General features: G+C 71.8%; 14 protein-coding genes. 5 read left to right on the forward strand and 9 right to left on the reverse strand.

Annotation, left to right across the window (positions count from 1 at the left end):
* Positions 1-122 precede the first annotated feature (122 nt).
* The 3 genes from CSR00_RS05115 to pafA form a co-directional block, all read right to left on the reverse strand.
* Entirely contained in the window at positions 123-1,085 is a 963-nt protein-coding gene (locus CSR00_RS05115) for a helix-turn-helix transcriptional regulator (protein ID WP_099021313.1), read from the reverse strand.
* Positions 1,082-2,074: a helix-turn-helix transcriptional regulator gene (locus CSR00_RS05120; RefSeq protein ID WP_099021314.1), complete on the reverse strand. Its 993-nt coding sequence runs from the start codon at positions 2,072-2,074 to the stop codon at positions 1,082-1,084. The genes CSR00_RS05115 and CSR00_RS05120 overlap by 4 nt, the downstream gene beginning before the upstream one ends.
* A gap of 74 nt (positions 2,075-2,148) precedes the next feature.
* Entirely contained in the window at positions 2,149-3,507 is a 1,359-nt protein-coding gene (gene pafA, locus CSR00_RS05125) for a Pup--protein ligase (RefSeq protein ID WP_099021315.1), read from the reverse strand.
* Between the two features lie 175 nt (positions 3,508-3,682).
* Here pafA and CSR00_RS05130 point away from each other — a divergent pair, with 175 nt between their 5' ends.
* Both CSR00_RS05130 and CSR00_RS05135 read left to right on the forward strand, forming a co-directional pair.
* Entirely contained in the window at positions 3,683-3,955 is a 273-nt protein-coding gene (locus tag CSR00_RS05130) for a DUF7162 family protein (protein WP_099021316.1), read from the forward strand.
* A 1-nt stretch (position 3,956) separates the two neighbouring features.
* Positions 3,957-5,810 carry an alpha/beta hydrolase family protein gene (locus CSR00_RS05135; RefSeq protein WP_281259671.1) on the forward strand — a complete coding sequence of 618 codons (1,854 nt, stop codon included), beginning with the start codon at positions 3,957-3,959 and terminating at the stop codon, positions 5,808-5,810.
* A 60-nt stretch (positions 5,811-5,870) separates the two neighbouring features.
* Here the strand turns inward: CSR00_RS05135 and CSR00_RS05140 are convergent, their stop codons facing one another.
* The 3 genes from CSR00_RS05140 to CSR00_RS05150 are packed head-to-tail and all read right to left on the reverse strand — an operon-like array spanning position 5,871 to position 9,398.
* On the reverse strand, positions 5,871-6,620 hold the full coding sequence (locus CSR00_RS05140) for a succinate dehydrogenase/fumarate reductase iron-sulfur subunit (RefSeq protein WP_099021317.1): 750 nt from the start codon (positions 6,618-6,620) through the stop codon (positions 5,871-5,873).
* Positions 6,621-6,642: 22 nt separating this feature from the next.
* Positions 6,643-8,631 carry a fumarate reductase/succinate dehydrogenase flavoprotein subunit gene (locus CSR00_RS05145; RefSeq protein WP_099021394.1) on the reverse strand — a complete coding sequence of 663 codons (1,989 nt, stop codon included), beginning with the start codon at positions 8,629-8,631 and terminating at the stop codon, positions 6,643-6,645.
* A complete protein-coding gene (locus tag CSR00_RS05150) occupies positions 8,628-9,398 on the reverse strand; it encodes a succinate dehydrogenase cytochrome b subunit (RefSeq protein ID WP_099021318.1) in 771 nt (256 codons plus the stop codon). Before CSR00_RS05150 ends, CSR00_RS05145 begins: the two co-directional genes overlap by 4 nt.
* Positions 9,399-9,639: 241 nt before the next feature.
* On the opposite strand from CSR00_RS05150, the gene CSR00_RS05155 reads away from it, so the two are divergent.
* The gene (locus CSR00_RS05155; RefSeq protein WP_099021319.1) at positions 9,640-10,284 is read left to right on the forward strand and encodes a dihydrofolate reductase family protein; all 645 of its coding nucleotides are present in this window, start codon (positions 9,640-9,642) and stop codon (positions 10,282-10,284) included.
* A gap of 21 nt (positions 10,285-10,305) precedes the next feature.
* Here CSR00_RS05155 and CSR00_RS05160 read toward each other — a convergent pair whose 3' ends face one another.
* The 3 genes from CSR00_RS05160 to CSR00_RS05170 are packed head-to-tail and all read right to left on the reverse strand — an operon-like array spanning position 10,306 to position 13,480.
* Positions 10,306-11,085, reverse strand: coding sequence for an SDR family oxidoreductase (locus CSR00_RS05160; RefSeq protein ID WP_099021320.1), 780 nt, complete (start codon positions 11,083-11,085; stop codon positions 10,306-10,308).
* A 20-nt stretch (positions 11,086-11,105) separates the two neighbouring features.
* Complete coding sequence (locus CSR00_RS05165) at positions 11,106-11,621, reverse strand: ribose-5-phosphate isomerase (RefSeq protein WP_099021321.1); 516 nt, start codon at positions 11,619-11,621, stop codon at positions 11,106-11,108.
* Entirely contained in the window at positions 11,618-13,480 is a 1,863-nt protein-coding gene (locus tag CSR00_RS05170; RefSeq protein ID WP_099021322.1) for a dihydroxyacetone kinase family protein, read from the reverse strand. Before CSR00_RS05170 ends, CSR00_RS05165 begins: the two co-directional genes overlap by 4 nt.
* Before the next feature lie 157 nt (positions 13,481-13,637).
* Here CSR00_RS05170 and CSR00_RS05175 point away from each other — a divergent pair, with 157 nt between their 5' ends.
* Both CSR00_RS05175 and CSR00_RS05180 read left to right on the forward strand, forming a co-directional pair.
* Positions 13,638-15,221, forward strand: a complete 1,584-nt coding sequence (locus CSR00_RS05175) for a sugar ABC transporter ATP-binding protein (protein ID WP_099021323.1) — start codon at positions 13,638-13,640, stop codon at positions 15,219-15,221.
* A 41-nt stretch (positions 15,222-15,262) separates the two neighbouring features.
* Positions 15,263-16,279: an ABC transporter permease gene (locus CSR00_RS05180; RefSeq protein ID WP_245905839.1), complete on the forward strand. Its 1,017-nt coding sequence runs from the start codon at positions 15,263-15,265 to the stop codon at positions 16,277-16,279.
* The last annotated feature ends 56 nt before the right edge of the window (positions 16,280-16,335 follow it).

A 16,335-nucleotide genomic window follows, 5' to 3' on the forward strand; every position in this document is an offset into this window, starting at 1 on the left:
GCGATCTGAGCGCACACTCGATGCGCACAGGAAGACCCCAGCCACAACCCACCGATCTGCACGCACACTCGGTGCACCCAGGCCGGCTCGGGCCATCGGCGGTCCGAAAGCGCACTCGATGCCTACCGGCCGGCCCGCTCGTAGGCGCGAAGGGCCTCGTCGGCGGCACTGCGGACCCGGGCGGCCAGCGACTCGGGCGCCAACACCGTCACGTCCGCACCGAAGCCCAACACCAGGCGGGTCATCCAGTCCTCGGAGGCGAAGGTCATCGTGGCCTCCACGCCGCCGTCGGGCAGGTCGGCGAGCACCCGCATCGGGTAGTACTCCAGCATCCAGGTGGCCGTCGGCGCCACCTGCAACGTGGCCGACGGCAGTGCCGGGTCGGCGTCGAACAGCGAGGTGTCCGGCGGGCCGGCGGGCTCCGGCGGGGCGGCCGGCTCGTCGAGCACCGAGGCATCGACGATCCGGTCGAACCGGAACAGCCGCACCCCCTCGGACTCCCGCGACCACGCCTCCAGGTAGCTGTGATCGGAGATGAGCAGCACCCGGATCGGATCCACCACCCGCGCCGAGAGGGTGTCCCGGGAGGCCGAGTAGTACTCGATCGCCAGGGCACGGCCGGCGCGCACGGCCTCACGCACCGCCGCGGCGGCGTGGCTCTCGGCGGGCGCGGGTTCGGCTTCGGCCGCCACGGCGCCCGGGGCGTGCGGGACGGTCCCGGCCGCGGACTCGATCTTGGCGATGGCACTGCGGGCGGCCTCCGGGTCCACCACGCCGGGCACGTCGGCCAGCGCCCGCAGCGCCACCAGCAGCCCGGTGGCCTCGGGCGAGGTCAGCCGCAGCGGGTGATCCATCCCCGCCGAGAAGATCACCTCGATGGTGTCCCCGGAGAACTCGATGTCGATGAGGTCGCCGGGTCCGTAACCGGGCAGCCCGCACATCCACAGCTGGTTGAGGTCGTCGCGCAGCTGCCGCGTGGTCAGACCCAGGTCTTCGGCGGCCTCGGCGTAGGTGATCCGCGGGTTGGCCTGGAAGTACGGGACCATGTTGAGCAGCCGGACCAGCCGGGTCGACACCGGTGTCATGTCGCACCCACCCCCGCCTGCGCCCGCAACCGGGCCAGCACGTCGTCGCGCAGCGACGGCGGCTCCAGCACGATCGCGTCGGCGCCGTGGCCGGCGATCTCGCGGGCCACCCGGTCCCGGTAGCCGATGTCCAGCTCGATCACCTCGCCGCGGCGCCCGCCCAGCTCGGACGGGCCGGTCGACGTTCCGGCGCGACGCAGCGCGGTGGCCCGCCCGTCGGCCACCCACACCCGGGCCCGCACCCCGGACGGCGCCTCGCCGACCACCTGGGCCACCACGAGTCGCAGGTCCACGCCGTCGGGGCGGCTGACCGCCCCGGGCGGGCCGACCGGCTCGACCTCCCCGCCGATGCGGGAGAGCCGGAACGTGCGCACGGCGCCGCGGTCCAGGTCGTGGCCCACCAGATACCACCGGCCCTTGGCGGTGACCACCCCCCACGGCTCCACGGTGCGCACCGTGAACGGGTCCGTCCGCGCGGAGCGGTGCGAGAACCGCACGGCACGGCCCTCGTCGATCGCGCCGAGCAGCACGCCGAGAACATCCTCGGAGCCGCGCAGACCCGGCAACCCGGAGGGGGCGCTGATCGGGATGGCGGCCTCGGCGTCGACGTCGACGCCGGCGGCGCGGAGTTTGAGCAGCGCGCTCTGACTGGCGGTGACCAGCTCCGGGGACTCCAGCAGCTGGGTGGCCACGGCCACGGCGGCGGCCTCGTCGGCGCTCAGTTCGATCTCCGGCAGCGCGTAGGCGTCGCGGTTGATCCGGTAGCCCTCGGTCGGGTCGAACGACGAGACCCGGCCGGTCTCCAGCGGGATGCCCAGGTCGCGCAGCTCGTTCTTGTCGCGCTCGAACATCCGCGCGAACGCCTCGTCGCTGGGGCTGTCGGCGTATCCGGCCACGCTGGAACGGATCCGCTCGGCGGTGATGTAGCCGTGCGTCGACAACAGTGCGATGACGAGGTTCATCAATCGTTCGACTTTGGCGGTCGCCACTCGCCCAACCTTAGCGGGGCGGGGCCCACCGGCCGTGCACCCAACCACAGCGGCGGCGGGTCGGCCCGCCCGCCTCACATGCTGGCGATGAGTCTCTTGACCCGCTCGTCGACGGAACGGAACGGGTCCTTGCACAGCACGGTGCGCTGAGCCTGGTCGTTGAGCTTGAGATGCACCCAGTCGACGGTGAAGTCGCGTCCGGCCTCCTGGGCGGCGCTGATGAACTCCCCGCGCAGCTTGGCGCGGGTGGTCTGCGGCGGGGTGTCGACGGCCTCGTCGATGTCCTCGTCGGTGGTGATCCGGGCGGCCAGCCCCTTGCGCTGGAGCAGGTCGAAGACGCCGCGGCCCCGCTTGATGTCGTGGTAGGCCAGATCCAGCTGGGAGATCTTCGGGTCCGACAGCTCCATGTTGTAGCGGTCCTGGTAGCGCTGGAACAGCTTGCGCTTGATCACCCAGTCGATCTCGGTGTCGACCTTGGCGAAGTCCTGGCTCTCCACCGCGTCGAGCTGGCGGCCCCACAGGTCGACGACCTGTTCGATCTGCGCGTTGGGCTCGCGGGTCTGCAGATGCTCGACCGCGCGGGCGTAGTACTCGCGCTGGATGTCCAGCGCGCTGGCCTGCCGCCCACCGGCCAGCCGCACCGGACGCCGTCCGGTCACGTCGTGGCTGACCTCGCGGATCGCCCGGATGGGGTTGTCCAGGGAGAAGTCCCGGAACGGCACGCCGGCCTCGATCATCTCCAGCACCAGCGCCGCGGTGCCCACCTTGAGCATGGTGGTGGCCTCGCACATGTTGGAGTCGCCGACGATCACGTGCAGGCGGCGGTACTTCTCGGCGTCGGCGTGCGGCTCGTCGCGGGTGTTGATGATCGGCCGCGACCGGGTGGTGGCGCTGGAGACACCCTCCCAGATGTGTTCGGCGCGCTGGGACAGGCAGAAGGTGGCCGCTTTGGGGGTCTGCAGCACCTTGCCGGCCCCGCAGATCAGCTGACGGGTGACCAGGAACGGCAGCAGCACATCGGAGATCCGGGAGAACTCGCCGGCCCGCACGATCAGGTAGTTCTCGTGGCAGCCGTAGGAGTTACCCGCCGAGTCGGTGTTGTTCTTGAACAGGTAGATGTCCCCGCCGATGCCCTCGTCGGCCAGCCGCTGCTCGGCGTCGATGAGCAGATCCTCGAGCACGCGCTCGCCGGCGCGGTCGTGGGTGACCAGCTGCACCAGGTTGTCGCATTCGGCGGTCGCGTACTCCGGGTGGCTTCCCACGTCCAGATACAGGCGCGCACCGTTGCGCAGAAATACGTTGGAGCTGCGGCCCCACGACACCACCCTGCGGAACAGGTACCGGGCGACCTCGTCGGGCGACAGGCGGCGGTGGCCGTGGAACGTGCAGGTCACACCGAATTCTGTCTCGATGCCCATTATTCGTCGCTGCACGTGTTCGAGACTACTGGTTGGTCGAAGGTGGTGGTGGTCAAGGCGCGCGTGGATTTACATGACCGCCCCCGGGAGTAACGACGCCACCGCATCCGAGCGGCGGTGCCGGTGACACGGGCGGCCGGCCTGTGGACACACGAAGGCGGCCCGCGGGGCGGCGCTGCCAGGATGCGGCATGCCCCCGCACCGCGTGGCCGCCGTCCCCACCGCCCTGCACCGCGCCGCCGGCTCCGTCGACGGCACCGCCGAGGCGCTCGCCGCGCTGGCCGAGCAGCCCGACCCGGTGGTCGACCTGCCCGGTGCGCAGACCGGCGCGGTCGTGTCCGCGGCCGCCCCGCGGGAACCGCTGCGGGACTGCGCGGCCCGGCTGGCCGACTGGGCCGCGGAGGTGCGCGCGGCCGCCCAGGCGCTGCGCGACGCCGACGACCGCGCGGCCGGCGGGCTCTGAGATGACCGCGCCGGCCGGGCCGACCACACCCACGGAGGCCGGGCCGACCATCCCTACGGAGGCCGGGCCGACCACACCCACGGAGGCCGGGCCGACCATCCCTACCGTGGGCCTGGCGCACCGGTGGCGGCCGGACTCGCTGCTGGCGCTGGCCGAGGCGTGGGACCGGGCCGCCGGCGCCGTCTACTCGAGCGCCGACGACGCCGAACGCGCCGGGCGCGGCCACGGCTGGGCGGGGACGGCCGCCGATGCCGCCGGGGCGCGCCTGACCACGACGCTGACGGCCACCGTGGCCGCGGCGCGGGCACTGGTCGAGGCGGCGGCCGCGGCCCGGTCGGGCGCCGAGGCCATCGGGGCCGCCCGGGCCGCCGTGCTGGAGCTGGTACAACGGGCCCGCGACGACGGCTTTCTGGTGGCCGACGACGGCGCGGCGACCCCCGCGGGCACACCGGAGCTGGTGCGGGTCCTGGCCGGGGACGCCGGCGCCGAGCAGCTGATGGCGGCGCGGGCCGTGCGACTCACCGCGATCATCCGGGCGGCGCTGCGCACGCTGGGCGAGGCCGACGCCGATGCGGCGGTCGCCGTGCGGGCCGCCCTGACACCCGCCAGCGAGCGCTCCGCCGGGCCGCAACCCGCGTCCACCCGCCCGGCCGCCGCCGACTCACCGGCACCCGCCGACATCGTCGCCGACTGGTCCACCCGCAGCCAGGAGGACATCGGTGCGCAGCTGGCGGCCCTGACCGAGGGCCAGCGTCGGCGCCTGGTGCAGGAGCAGCCGGGTGCCGTCGGCAACACCGACGGGGTGCCGTGGCCGATGCGGGTGGCCGCCAACCGGACCAACATCGCCGATGCGATCCTGGCCGAGCGGGCCGCCCTGGCCCGGCCCGACGAGGACAAGGTCCGCGCGGCCCTCGGCGACGGGCTCGATCCCGCGAGCGCCGAACGGGTGTGGGCGAGTACCCACACCGATCCGACGGTGCGCGCGGCCGCCCTGGCCGCCTTCGACCGCGACGCCCACCGGCGTATCGCCTTCTACCGGGATCTGCTGGCCGAGGTGCCCGACCCCACCGGGCGCGGCGGCACCGTCGAGCGGCAGGTGCTGGCATTCGACCCCGCGCGCGGGGTCTTCGTGGAGGCACACGGGGACGTGGCGGGCGCTCACGCCGTCGGTGTCCTGGTGCCCGGACTCAACACCACGGTGCCGGGCTCGGCGGGTCTGACCGCGGTCGCGCGCCGGTTCGTCGCGGCCGGGCGCGGCAAGGTCGCGATGATCACCTACCTGGGTGGCCCGTTCCCGACCGGAGCCGTCGACGGGCCCGCCGGCCTGGCCACCGGACTTCTGGACGCGGCGGACCCGCGGTATGCGCTCGACATGGCGCCCCGGCTGGTCGCGTTCAGCGCGGACGTCGACCGCACGGTGGGCGCCACCGGCAGAGCGGTGCCGGTCACCTATATCGGGCACTCCTACGGCGGGTCCATCCTGGGGACCGCCGAGGCGCTGGGGCTCACCGCCGACCGCACCGTCTACGTGGAGGCCGCCGGGGCCGGTGTCGGGGTGCACCACCGCGCCGACTGGCACAACCGCAATCCGGACGTCCTGCGGTTCTCGATGACCGCGCCCGGTGATCCGATCGAGCTGGTGCAGGGCATTCCGATGGGCCCGCACGGTGCGGACCCCGACGAGATGGCCGGCGTGGTGCGGCTGGACACCGGCCGTCGCCTCGACGGCAGCCCGATGGCCGGTCCGGCCGCGCACAGCGACGTGCTCACCGAGCCCTCGGACGCGTGGCGCAACCTGCTGGCGGTGATCACCGGGGACCGGGAATCGATCCGGGTGCGCAATGCTGCGCGCTGAGACTGCATGTTGTGTACGCGTCGCCCGAGTGGGGCCGTCACAATCTGCAGGCTCGGCGGGTCAGTCGGCCCGGCCCCGCAGGCGGGCCCGCACCACCTCCCGGTTGACCGCGGCCACCGCCGTCAGCGGGATGCTCTCCGGGCACACCCGGGAGCATTCGCCGTAGCTGGAGCACGGCCCGAACTCGTGTTCCATCCGGTCGACCAGCGCACCGGCGCGCCGGCCGCGCTCGACCCGGCCCCGGGTGACGGTTCCCAGGTGCAGCAGCTTGGCCCCGGCGAACAGGTGGGCGGCTCCGTTCGGGCAGGCGGCCACGCAGGCACCGCACCCGATACAGGCCGCGAAGTCCAAGGCGTACTCGGCCGCGTCGTGCGACAGCGGTTCGGCGTCGGCGTCGGCGGCGGTGCCCGCGTCGACGCCGACGTGGCCGCCGGCCGAGATCACCCGGTCCAGCGCCGAGCGGTCCACCACGAGGTCCCGCACCACCGGGTAGGCCGCCGAACGGAACGGCTCCAGGCGGATGCTGGCGCCGTCGCGGAACGACCGCAGGTGCTGGCGGCAGGCGGGGGTGTTCGGGACCGGTCCGTGCGGGCGGCCGTCCACGGTGATCCCGCACGATCCGCACACACCCTCCCGGCAGTCCGAGTCGAAGGACACCGGTTCCTCGCCGCGCTCCACCAGCGAGTCGTTGAGCCGGTCGAGCAGTTCCAGTAGCGACATCTCGGCGGTGGCGTCGTCGACGGCGTAGGTCTCGAACCGCCCGGGTTCGGCCGCGCCGGGCTGACGCCAGATCTGCAGGGTGAGTCTCACCGTCGGGTCCTCGTCTCCGGTCTCACGCGTAGTTGCGGGTCTGCAGTGGCACGGCCGTGAAGGTCAGCTTCTCGCTGTGACGGATCTGGGGCCCGTCGGCCCGGTGTTCCCACGCCGACACGAAGCACCAGTGTTCGTCGTCGCGCCGTGCCTCGCCGCCGGGGGTCTGGTGCTCGGTGCGGAAGTGCGCGCCGCAGGACTCATCGCGGTCCAGCGCGTCCAGGCACATCAGCTTGGCCAGCCCGAGGAAATCGGCGACCCGGCCGGCCTTCTCGAGTTCCTGGTTGAACTGGCGGCCGGTGCCCGCGACCCGCAGGTCGCTGTGGAACTCGGCGCTGAGCTCGTCGATCCGGCCGATCGCCTCGGCCAGCCCGGCCGCCGAGCGGGAGACGCCGCAGCCGCGGTAGAGGATCTCGCCCAGCCGACGGTGGAAGCGGTCGGGTCCCTGACTGCCGCCGACGGCCAACAGCCCCTCGACGCGGCGGGTGACGTCGTCGAGTGTTGCGGTGACCGCCGGGGCATCGGGTCCGGGCGGCGCGGTGCCGAGCAGGCCGGCCAGGTAGTCGGGAATCGAGTACGGCAGCGTGAACCATCCGTCGACGCAGGCCGACAGCAGAGAGTTGGCCCCCAGCCGGTTGGCGCCGTGGTAGGCCCACCCGGCCTCTCCGGCGACGAAAAGTCCGGGGATGGAGGTCATCTGGTCGAAGTCGCTCCACAGGCCGCCCATCGAGAAGTGCGCGCCGGGCGCGATGCGCATCGGCACCCGGTAGGGGTCCTCGCCGGTGGCGTCGCGGTACATCGAGAACAGGTTCCCGTAGCGTTCGGCGATGGTGTCGCGGCCCAGCCGGGCCAGCGAGTCCCGGAAGTCCAGATAGACACTGTTTTTCAGGGGCCCCACCCCGTGACCGCCGTCGATCTGGGCGCGGGCGGCGCGCGAGGAGACGTCGCGCGGCGACAGGTTGCCGTAGGCCGGATACATCCGCTCCAGGTAGTAGTCACGCTCGGAGTCGGGGATGGTGTTGGGGTCACGGTCGTCGCCCGGTGTGGCCGGAACCCAGATCCGCCCGTCGTTGCGCAGCGACTCGCTCATCAGGATGGTCTTGGACTGCCATTCGGAGTTCACCGGCAACGCGGTCGGATGAAACTGGATGAACGCCGGCGAGGCGAACAGCGCCCCGCGCAGGTGCGCGCGCCAGGTGGCCGTCGCGTTGGAGTTGCGCGCCAGCGTGGAACGGAAGAACACGTTGCCGTAGCCGCCGGTGGCCAGCACCACCGCGTGCCCGGTGGTAGCCCCGATCTCCCCGGTGACCAGATCGCGGGTCACCACGCCGCAGGCCCGCCCGTCCTCGACGATGACGTCGAGCATCTCGGTTCGGGTGTGCAGGGTCACCGAGCCGGCCGCGACCTGGCGCAGCAGCGCCTGGCTGGCGGCGATCTGCAGCTGCTGACCGGTCTGCCCGCGGGTGTAGTAGGTGCGCGAGACCTGCACACCGCCGAAGGACCGGGTGGCCAGGCTGCCGCCGTACTCCCGGGCGAACGGCGCCCCGATGGCGTTCATGTGGTCGATGACGCGGGCGGACTCCCGGGCCAGCCGGAAACAGTCGGCCTCCCGGCTGCGGAAGTCCCCGCCCTTCACGGTGTCCTTGACGAACCGCGCGATGCTGTCGTTGTCGACCTTGCGGGCCCGCGCGGCGTTGATGCCGCCCTGGGCCGCCACGCTGTGCGCCCGCCGCGGCGCGTCGTGGAAGGTGAATGACTCGACGTGGTAGCCGAGTTCTCCCAGCGCGGCGGCACACCCGGCGCCGGCCAGGCCGGTGCCCACGACGATGACGGTGAACTTGCGCCGGTTCAGCGGGCTGACCAGGCGGTAGTCCAGGGTGCGGCGCGACCAGGCCAGCGCGGGGTCGCCCTCGGGCACTCCCCCGTCCACCGGGGCGCCCACACCGCGCAACCGGTCCAGCAGGGCCCTGGGGTCGGGGCCGGGGTCGAGGCTGGCGTCGGTGCCGGTCATGTCAGCACCCCGGTCCACACCGCGACGGGGATCGTCATGTTGCCGACCATCACCGCCAGGGCCAGCAGTCCACCCAGCGCCACCCCGACCTGGCGCAGCCGGTGCCCGGTCACCCCGAGATCGTTGACGGCCGTGTACAAGCCGTGCAGAAGGTGCGCGCCGAGCACCACCATGGCCAGCAGATAGAAGGCCCCGACGGCGGGCCTGCTGAAACTGGCCACCAGGTTGGCGTAGGCGTGCCCGGACTCGAAGGCGGCGCTGGCCGCCGGGCGCGCACCCACGGTGAGGTCGAGGATGTGGAAGACGATGAACAGCAGCAGAACCACGCCGCCGACCAGCATGGTGCGTGCGGTGTAGGAGCGCAGCGTCTCCAGCGGTGACAGGCCCACCCCGAGCCGCCGGCGCCGGAACCGGCCCCGGGCCCGGTGCGCCCGGCCGGTGAGCAGCAACGCGGCGCCGACGTGGGCGATCAGGCAGGCCGACAACACGATCCGAAAGATCCACAGCGCGCCCTCGTAGGGCAGCAGCGGCTCGGCCAGGGTGCGCAGCCAGTGGGCGTAGGCGTCGAAATGCGCGGCCCCGGAGTAGACCTTGAGGTTGCCGATCATGTGCACGAGCACGAACAGCGCGAACACCACACCGGTTCCGGCCATGACGAGCTTGAGCGTCACCGACGACGGCCGCCACCACCAGGACCAGGAACGCCGGTGGACCGGACCGCGGGTCACCTCATGGCCGGCGTCGGCGGTGTCCACCGTCGATGTCATCGCGCCCCCCAACCACTGACGTCACGACGAAACTACCCGCTGGCGAGGGTGGGCGCAGCGGGTCGGCGCCACGACGGGATCGTGGGCCCCGCGCGGGGAGCCCGATGGGTCCCGATGAGTCCGATCTCCCTCGCCGGTCGGTACATGCGTCGCAGGTCCATCCGAATCAACACCGTCCGATCCACACCGTCCGATCCACGCCGTCCGATCCACACCGTCCGATCAAGGTAAGGAATCACCCATGTCACGCACCCGGGTACACAACATGAACGTCTCTCTCGACGGCTATGCCGCCGGCGAGGACGTGACGTTCGACGCCCCGATCGGCGGTGCCGAACGGTTGTTCAACTGGTTCGACGGACGCGTGATCCACGGGGTCGACCGGGTGAATGAACCCGTCACGCTGGACCGCGCCCTGACCAGCCTGTGGGGTCAGGGCATCGGCGCCGAGATCATGGGACGCCGCAAGTTCGGCCCCCAGCTCGGCGAGTGGCCGGACGACGGGTGGCGGGGCTGGTGGGGCGACGAGCCGCCGTTCCGGACACCGGTGTTCGTCATGACCCATTATCCGCGCGCCCCCATCGACTTCCCCAACGGCACCAGCTTTCATTTCGTCGACGCGTCGCCGCGCGAGGTGTTGGGGCTGGCCCGGCAGGCCGCCAACGGTCGCGACGTCCGCATCGGCGGTGGCCCCTCGACGGTGCGGCAGTTCCTTCGGGCCGACCTGATCGACTTCATGCACCTGGTGATCGTGCCCGTCACCCTCGGCCGCGGCGTGTCGCTGTGGGAGGGCCTGGGCGGCGTCGAGAACCGCTTCACGATAGAGACGGTGATCTCGGCCAGTGGGCTCACCCATCAGCTCTGGAACAGGAACGAGCGCGGCTGAGCGCTCTCCCTTGAGCCCGGGTCACCGGATGGTGTAACCGCCGTCCACCAGGAGGTCGGCACCGTTGATCATCGCGGCCGCACCGGAGGCCAGGAACACCGCGGCCGCGGCGATCTCCTCGGGATAGGCGAAGCGGCCCGTCGGGATCTGCGCCTTGAGCCGGTCGCCCTTCTCGTTCTGCCATGCGTTGCGCCCCAGCTCGGTGAGCACGACGGTGGGGCTGATGGTGTTGGCGGTGATGCCATGACCGCCCCACTCCAGGGCGAGCACCTTGGTCAGGCCGAGCACGCCGAACTTCGACGCGCAGTAGGCGGCGTGCTCGGCGATCGCGACGCTGGCCGCCTGGGAGGCCAGGTTCACCACCCGCCCGTAGCCCTGGCGGCGCATCAGTACGCCGACCTTCTGGCACATCAGGAAGGTCCCGGTGAGGTTGATCGCGAGGGTCTTCTCCCAGTCCTTGACGTCCAGCTCCTCGGCCGGGGCCAGCAGCGCCACACCGGCGCAGTTGACCAGGATGTCGATCCGCCCGAACCGGTCGGCCACCTGGTCGACCGCCGCGCCGACCGACTCCGGGGAGCTGACGTCGCACGCCACCGCGGTGTGGTCGGCCCCGAGGCTGTGGGCGTGCTCGACTGCGGCGGGTAGCGAGAGGTCCAGGATCGCCACGCGGGCGCCCCTGGCGGCATACGCCGACGCGATCGCGGCGCCGATTCCGGAGGCGCCGCCGGTGACGACGGCCACCCGGCCGGCGAGCGTGAAATCGGCATCCGCCTGGGGGTCGGTGACGGGTTCGGTACTCATGGTGATCCTCCTCGGTTGTCTCAGCAGCCGCCGGCCGGCTCGTACTCGGTGATGGCGTCGACCTTGGCCGCCGATGCCGAGGCCGGGTCGAACTGGTAGTCCAGCCACTCCCTGGCCAGCCGGCGGGCCAGTTCGATGCCGACGACGCGCTGACCGAAACACAGCACCTGGGCGTTGTTGGACAGCACCGAGCGTTCGACGGAGAAGCTGTCGTGGGCGGTGACGGCGCGGATTCCGGGGACCTTGTTGGCGCTGATGGCCATGCCCAGCCCGGTTCCGCAGATCAGCAGTGCCCGGTCGGCCTCGCCGTCGGCGACCAGCCGGGCGGCGCGCACCGCGATGTGCGGGTAGGCGGTGGCGGGGTCCTCGCCGGCCGGGTCGACCCCGACGTCGATGACCGCGCCCACCCGGTGGTCGGCCTCCAGGTCCTTGCGCAGCGCGTCCTTGTAGTCGAGGCCGGCGTCGTCGGCGCCGACGACGATCCTGAGGCCGGTGGGTGGGGTCCCAGTTGGTGGGGTCCCAGTTGGTGGGGTCACTGCGGGCTCCTTGCCGGGTCGTTGGCTGCCGTGAGGACGTTCGCCGCGGCCCGCACGCACAGCGCGAAGGACACGGCACCGGGGTCCGGGGTGCCGACGCTGCGTTCGGCCAGTGGCCGGGCCCGGCCCACGCGGGGTTTCAGTGCGGCCGTCGCCTGCGCGGCCGTCTCCGCGTCGACGGCCGCGCGCTGCCAGGCCTCGACGAGCGGGGTGCCACGGGCCGTCTCGTGGTCGAGCCGGTCGGCGAAGGGGGTCGCCGCGTCCACCATCGTCTTGTCTCCGGGGCCGGCCTTGCCGAGGGAGCAGACCGCGTCGAGGCCGGCGCGCACCGCCGCGGCCACGTCGGAGCCGGTGATCTCGTCGCGGTCGTCGCCCAGCCGGTTTCCCAACGCGGACAACGCCGCACCCCAGAGCACCCCGGAGGTTCCGCCGGCCTGGCCGGCCCAGGCCTCGCCGGCCGCACGCAACACCGTGGCGGCCCCCGGGTCCGTGCTGCCGGCCGTGCCAGTTCCGCCGGTGCTGCCGGCCATGCCAGTTCCGCCGGTGCTGCCGGCCATGCTGACGGCCGCGGCCAGCGCCGCCGAGGTGCCCTTGGCCATGCCGCGGCCGTGGTCCCCGTCGCCGGCTACGGCGTCGATACGGCCGAGTTCCTCGGCGGCATCGTCGACGGCGGCGGCCATCGCGGCCAGGATGCCGACGACGGTCCGCGCGCAGCGCCGTGACGCCCCGGAGGACTCGGTGGACTCAACCGTCTCGGTGGCCCCGGCTGTGCTCGCAGCCGGCACGATGCGCCGTCCCGCGTCGACCGCCGCCGTGGCCGGCTCGGTGGCCGGCTCGGTGGTCAGCTCGGTGGCCGGCGGAATGCTCGTGACGCCACCCTTGCGGTAGGCCGGAGTGTCCGCCGGTGCGCGCCAGAGGGTTTCGAGTTCGTCGTCGAGGAACACCAGGGTCAGCGAGCAGCCCGCCATGTCCAGGCTGGTGACCAGTTCACCGACCTCGGGGTCGACGAGCGTGTACCCGGCGTCGCGCAGCATCGGCGCCACCGAGCGCCAGACGACGAACAGCTCCTCGTACTTGGTGGCGCCGAGTCCGTTGAGGATGACGCCCACCCGGCGGGTGTCCCCCGGGGCCTCGGCCAGCACGCCGTCGACGAGGCGGCGCGCCAGCTCCGCGGCACGCGGAAGTGCGGCCTCGGCGACACCGGGCTCGCCGTGGATCCCCAGCCCGACACCCATCTGCCCGTCCGGGACGCTGAACAACGGCGTCTCGGCGCCGGGCATGGTGCAGCCGCCGAACGCCACCCCCAGGGTCCGGGTGCGGTCGTTGGCCAGTCGGGCGGCTCGTTCGACACCGTCGAGGTCGTACCCGGCCTCGGCGGCGGCGCCGGCCACCTTGAACACCACGAAATCGCCGGCGATACCACGACGCTTGTTAATTTCTTCACGAGAAGCGCTAGCGATGTCGTCGGTGACGAACACCACCCGGGTGTCGACGCCCTCGTCGCGCAACCGCTGCTGGGCGAGCGTGAAGTTCATGACGTCGCCGGCGTAGTTGCCCGTGCTGAACAGCAGCCCGGCGCCGTTGGATGCGGCCCGCCCGACCGAGTACGCATCCTGGGTCGAGGGCGAGGTGAACACGTTGCCGACCACGGCACCGTCGGCGAAACCCGTTCCCACGATGCCGCAGAACGCCGGGTAGTGACCGGATCCGCCGCCGACGACGACGGCCACCTTGCCCGGCGCCGCACTGGCCCGTACGACACCGCCCCGGACCGAGAGCACACGGTCGGCATAGAGGTCGCAGAACCCGGCCAGCAGGTCCTCGCTGAACGCTCTCGGATCATCAAAGAGTTTCGTCACCGGTCGATTCCTTACGCTCCTGCGGCGGGCGGCGGCCCGATCCACTGGCTTCATAACATCTCAGACGAGATTTCTAATGTCTAGGCATTGATTAATATCACATGGAACGTTATCTTTCTCGCACCGCACAGTTGCGGCCCCAGCAGAGGAGCACCGAATGCCGGCAGCGCTACACGTCAGCCACGTCGCGAAGGCGTTCGGCGGCGTTCCGGTACTGCGCGACATCTCGTTCTCCCTGCATCCCGGGGAGCTGACGGTGCTCGCCGGCGAGAACGGCGCCGGCAAGTCGACGCTGATGAAGATCGTCACCGGGCAGTTGCGCCCCGACGCCGGACACGTCCACGTCGACGGCACCGAACTGCAGCACCCCGACCCCAAGCTCGCACGCAACCTCGGGGTGGGCATCGTGCCGCAGGAGCTGGCGCCCTATCCCGAACTGACCGTCTACGAGAACCTGTTCGTGGGTCGAGAACTGCACACCCGGCTGGGTACCCTGGACCGCCGCGAGATGGCCGCACGGGCCCGCGAGATGCTCGCGACCCTCGGCGTGCAGCTCGATGTGAAGACCCGGATGGGCGACCTGCCGATCGCGCTGGTCCAACTGGTCGAGATCGCCAAGGCGACCACCTGGGGCGCCAAGGTACTGCTGCTCGACGAGCCGACCTCGACGATTCCCGACCGCGAGGTCGAGCGGCTCTACGAGGTGGTGCGCACCCTCAAGTCGCAGCGCGTGGCGATGCTCTACACGACGCACCGGATGGCCGAGATCGAAGAACTCGCCGACCATGTCGTGGTCCTGCGCGACGGTCAGCTCGTACTCGACGCACCGCTGGCCGAGACCACACCGGACGGAATCGTGCAGGCGATGATCGGCCGCGAACTGGACAACCTGTTCCCCGAGATCACCCCGGCCGGCAGCCCAGCCGGCAGCCCAGCCGGCACCCCGGCCGGCAGCCCAGCCGGCAGCCCAGCCGGCACTGAGGCCGGGCTGTCGGTGCGCGGTCTGCAGCTGCACACCGGCGGCCCGACCGTGGACCTCGATGTTCGCAAGGGCGAGATCCTGGGCCTGGGCGGGCTGGTCGGCGCGGGTCGCAGCGAGATCGTCGAGGCCGTCTTCGGGGTGCGGCCATCGGTTGCGGGCACCATCGAGATCGACGGGCGCCGGGTGCGGCGCGGGCACGTGCGCGACGCGATCCGGGCGGGGATCTCGCTGGTCCCCGAGGACCGCAAGGGCGCCGGTCTGGTTCTGACACAGTCGGTTCTGGACAACGGCAGCCTGCCGCACCTGAGCGCGTTCTCCACCGCCGGGTGGTTGCGTGAGCGGACCCGGTCGGCCGCGGTCTCGGCGGCCACCGAGTCCGTGCGGCTGAAATCGACCGGTCTCGGACAGCTGGTCGGCAACCTGTCGGGGGGCAACCAGCAGAAGATCGTGCTGGCGCGATGGCTGACCCGGGACTGCTCGGTGCTGCTGCTCGACGAACCGACCCGAGGCGTCGACGTCGGCGCCCGCGGCGAGATCTACTCCATCGTGCGCGACCTGGCCGCCGACGGGCTGACCGTCGTGCTGGTCAGTTCCGACATGCCCGAACTCATCGGGCTCAGCCACCGGGTCCTGGTCATCCGCGCCGGCGGCATCGCCGGCGAACTGACCCGGCAGCAGCTCGACGCCGACGACGCCCAGGAACGCATCTTCCGCTACGCCAGCGGCCAGGAGACCGGCGAACGGGACGGGGCCGCGTGACTTCTGCCCGCACCGAGCCCGGCACCGATCGAGAGGACAGCATGTCAACCGCATCCCCGGCGGCAATACTGCCGCCACCGGACACCGTGCCCGCGGCACGTCGCCGTCTCGACCGGGCCTGGCTGACCAACTTCGCGATCCGCAACTCGATGGTCCTGGTGCTGCTGCTGGTGATGGCCTACTTCAGCTACCGCAGCGCCCGGTTCGCCACGCCCGAGAACGCCCTGACCATCCTGGTGGCCGCCGCGCCGTTCGCACTGGTGGCTCTCGGGCAGACGTTCGTGATCCTCACCGGCGGCATCGACCTGTCCGTCGGCAGCGTCATCGCGGTGGGCGCGATGACGGCCTCGTCCATCGTGGTGGGGCATCCCGAGCTGATCTGGCTGGGGCTGTTCGCCGGTGTCGGCGTGGGACTGGTGATCGGTCTGATCAACGGCCTGGTGGTCAGCAAGCTCGGGGTGGCCCCGTTCGTGGCCACCCTGGGCACCCTGACCGCGGGCTCCGGCTTCGCCTACGTACTGGGCGGCGGCGCACCCATCAACGGGCTGCCCGCCGAGTGGGGGGCGATCGCGAACACCCAGGTGCTCGGCGTGCGCATTCCCGTGCTGATCATGGTCGCCGGCTTCGTCCTCGCCTATCTGGTGCTGCGCAAGACGTCGTTCGGCCTGCAGGTCTACGCCGTCGGGGGCAACCGGACCGCCGCCGACGTGGCCGGGGTCCGATCCGACCGGATCCTGATCTCGGTCTATGTCCTCAGCGGCGCCCTGGCCGGCCTGTCCGGCGTCATCCTGTCCTCCCGGGTCATCTCCGGACCGCCCAACCTGGGTTCCGGTTACGAACTGGCCGCCATCGCCGCCGTCGTCATCGGCGGGGCCAGCCTGCTCGGCGGGCGCGGGTCGGTGTGGGGGACCCTGCTGGGCCTCATGCTGATCCAGACCCTGAACAACGGCCTGGACATCCTGGTGGTGCCCGCGTACTGGCAGAAGGTGATCAGCGGCGTGCTGATCATCGCCGCGGTCGCCGTCGACGTCTGGGCGACGCGGCGCCGAAGTAACTGAGCCGCAACGCATTTCCCAATCTCTTCGCTCCAACCCCTAGAGAAAGGCACTGCTGT

This window comes from Mycolicibacterium palauense (genome assembly GCF_002592005.1).
In the GTDB taxonomy this organism is placed as follows: domain Bacteria; phylum Actinomycetota; class Actinomycetes; order Mycobacteriales; family Mycobacteriaceae; genus Mycobacterium; species Mycobacterium palauense.

Coding starts and splice junctions, on each gene's coding strand:
- CSR00_RS05160 (WP_099021320.1), bottom strand. CDS start 11,085: ATGAGTACCGAACCCGTCACCGACCCCCAGGCGGATGCCGATTTCACG.
- CSR00_RS05130 (WP_099021316.1), top strand. CDS start 3,683: ATGCCCCCGCACCGCGTGGCCGCCGTCCCCACCGCCCTGCACCGCGCC.
- CSR00_RS05150 (WP_099021318.1), bottom strand. CDS start 9,398: ATGACATCGACGGTGGACACCGCCGACGCCGGCCATGAGGTGACCCGC.
- CSR00_RS05175 (WP_099021323.1), top strand. CDS start 13,638: ATGCCGGCAGCGCTACACGTCAGCCACGTCGCGAAGGCGTTCGGCGGC.
- CSR00_RS05180 (WP_245905839.1), top strand. CDS start 15,263: ATGTCAACCGCATCCCCGGCGGCAATACTGCCGCCACCGGACACCGTG.
- CSR00_RS05155 (WP_099021319.1), top strand. CDS start 9,640: ATGTCACGCACCCGGGTACACAACATGAACGTCTCTCTCGACGGCTAT.
- CSR00_RS05115 (WP_099021313.1), bottom strand. CDS start 1,085: ATGACACCGGTGTCGACCCGGCTGGTCCGGCTGCTCAACATGGTCCCG.
- CSR00_RS05135 (WP_281259671.1), top strand. CDS start 3,957: ATGACCGCGCCGGCCGGGCCGACCACACCCACGGAGGCCGGGCCGACC.
- CSR00_RS05145 (WP_099021394.1), bottom strand. CDS start 8,631: ATGACCGGCACCGACGCCAGCCTCGACCCCGGCCCCGACCCCAGGGCC.